Here is a 2,670-nt window from a genome sequence, read left to right as displayed (position 1 = left end):
ACTTTGTCGCGCAGCATAAGCCTGAATGGGACGATCCCGTCAGCGGCTATGTCAACGGCGCCAAGGGCGTGTCGCTGCTCAACAAATACCGCGGCTCGAACTATGGCGTGTCGCTGGACGGCGACTTCCAGACCTGGGTCTACCGCACCGACCTGTTCGGCGACGAAGCCGAGAAGAAGGCCTTCAAGGACAAATACGGCTACGATCTGGCGCCGCCGAAGACCTGGAAGCAGCATGGCGACATCGCCGCCTTCTTCCAGCGTCCGGACAAGGGCCTGTTCGGCTCGACCGACCTGCGCAACCAGGGCTGGGGCTACACGAACTGGTACCAGCGCTATGTCTCGATGGCTTCGCCCAACCAGTTCCTGTTTGGCGATGACGGCAAGCCGATGATCAATTCCGAGCAAGGCATCGCCGCCACCAACGAATATGTCGCTTCGCTCGCGCATCATTCGCCGGATGCGATCTCCTGGGGCTGGCCGGAGCAATATGGCAACTTCGCCAAGGGTGGTGCGGCGATGACCTGCGCCTTCTCCAACCTGCCGAAATTCCTCGACAATGCCGGCAATAAGGATTCAGCCGTCACCGGCAAGATCGGCTCGATGCTGCCGCCCGGCCGCGAGATCGGCGGCAAGCTGATCAGCCGTTCCGTGCTGTGGTTTTCGCTGACCGGCATGGTCTCGTCACAGTCGAAGAACCAGGAGGTCGCCTACCTCCTGCTGCAATGGCTGGGCTCGGCCCGCATCTATGCCTGGATGAGTGCCAACCCCGGCGGTTATCTGGACCCGTTCCGGCTTTCGGACTTCTCCGATCCGCTGGTGCGCCAGACCTATCATGCCTACCACATGGACGTCGTGCGCGAGACGGTCGCCCGCACCGTGCCGACCATCAACTATCCCGGCGCGACAGCCTTCCACAATGCGCTCGACGAGAACCTGATGGCGGCGCTGACCAAGGCCAAGACATCGGAGCAGGCGATGGCCGACACCGAGGCAGAGTGGAAGAAGATCGCCCGGCGCACCGGCGAGGACAAACTGCTCGAAGCCATCAAGACCAACAAGGAGGCCTGGCCGACAGTTCTCGATCCAATCGTCTGATCCTTCTCCCTGGATCATATCGAAGGAGGGGAGGAGCTTGCTTCTCCCCTCCGCCCACAACGCCACCAGCAAAGCCGCCAGATGAAGCGTTCCGTTCCTTTCCTGATATTCCGCTATGCGGCGATCTTCGCGGCCATGGCGGTGACGCTGGTGCCGATCCTGTGGATGGTATCGATGGCGTTCAAGCCGATCGCCGAATGGTCGGCGACCGGCGCCGAACTGACCTGGTGGCCGAAGAACCCGACGCTCAGCAATTTCCGTTTCGTGTTTGGCGAGTCGACCAACAATTTGATCGTCGCGCTCGACCGTAACGCGCTGAAGCCGATCCTCGCATCGCTGCTGTCGGCGGTTTTCGGCACGGTGATCGCCATGTCGGCGGGCACTGCCGCGGCTTATGGGCTGTCGCGTTTCGGCTCCGGCCAGAACCTGCCGCTGGCGCTGATCCAGCTCAGGATCTTTCCGCCGATGGCGGTCATGATCCCGGTGATGATCATGTGGGCTTTCCTCAACTTCACCGACAGCTGGTGGGGCCTGGCGCTGATCTATGGCATCGTCACCTTGCCGTTCGCCTTCTGGCTGATGAAGACCTTCTTCGACGACATGCCGCGCGAGATCGAGGAGGCAGCGCTTGTCGAAGGCTGTTCGCGGCTGCGCGTCTTCACCCGCATCACGCTGCCGATGATGCGCGCGCCGCTGGCCAGTGCCGCGCTCTTCGTCTTCATCCTCAACTGGTCGGACTATCTGATCGCGCTGCTTCTGACGACGCGCGAATGGGTGACGATCCCGGTCTACATGGCCTCGCTATCCTCCTCGATGACCGGGCAGCTCTATGGCGCCAAGGCGGCGCTTGGCCTGATCGCCGCCGTGCCGCCGGTCATCATGGGCATCGCCATTCAGCGCCATCTGGTGCGCGGGTTGACGTTCGGGGCGCTCAAGCAATGAGCGCGGTGACTGCCATGACGTCCAAGGATGAGGTGAAAGCCGTCGGAGCAAAGCCGGTTTCGCGCGATGAGGGCGCAAGGCTGGGTTTCCGGCTGACGCTGCCTGCGCAGATCCTGGTGCTGTTCATCTCGGCCTTCCCGCTGTTGATGCAGCTCTACATCAGCGTCACCGACTGGTCGCCCCTGTCGGGCACCGGCTGGTGGAACGCCTGGTCGATGTGGAACAGCTTTGCCAACTACACCGATCTCGCCGCCGACGCGCGCTTCTGGAGCGCGCTGAAGCGTACGGTCATTGTCATGATCGTCTGCGTGCCGGCGGAATTCCTGCTTGGGCTAGCGCTGGCGACGCTGTTTGCCGACGATTTCCCGGGCAAGCGCGCCTTCTATTCGATCCTGCTGATGCCGATGATGGTGGTGCCGGCGGTGGCCGGCTACATGTTCTTCATGCTGTTCCAGTCGGGAGGGCCGGTGAACGACATCTTGTCGGCGCTCACCGGATCTCCCGTCACCATCGCCTGGCTGTCGGATCCGACTCTGGCGCTGATCGCGGTGATGGTCGCCGACATCTGGCAGTGGACGCCGCTGATGTTCCTCATCCTGCTTGCCGGTCTGGTCGGCGTGCCGGAGGATCA

At 62.5% G+C, this 2,670-nt stretch carries 3 protein-coding genes; all 3 read left to right on the top strand.

The window, feature by feature from the left end; genetic code table 11:
• The coding region (locus tag EOC06_RS25890; protein WP_128309114.1) for a sugar ABC transporter substrate-binding protein at window positions 1-1,097 on the top strand (1,097 nt) is incomplete at its 5' end.
• An 81-nt stretch (window positions 1,098-1,178) separates the two neighbouring features.
• A complete protein-coding gene (locus EOC06_RS25885; protein WP_127269508.1) occupies window positions 1,179-2,039 on the top strand; it encodes a carbohydrate ABC transporter permease in 861 nt (286 codons plus the stop codon).
• Window positions 2,036-2,670, top strand: a 635-nt coding sequence (locus tag EOC06_RS25880; RefSeq protein WP_245470069.1) for a carbohydrate ABC transporter permease, incomplete at its 3' end; no start/stop codon positions are given. The genes EOC06_RS25885 and EOC06_RS25880, both read left to right, overlap by 4 nt.

It is taken from the genome of Mesorhizobium sp. M7A.F.Ca.MR.362.00.0.0 (assembly GCF_004023175.1).
Lineage (GTDB): Bacteria > Pseudomonadota > Alphaproteobacteria > Rhizobiales > Rhizobiaceae > Mesorhizobium.
This window is presented reverse-complemented; position numbering and strand designations above follow the sequence as displayed.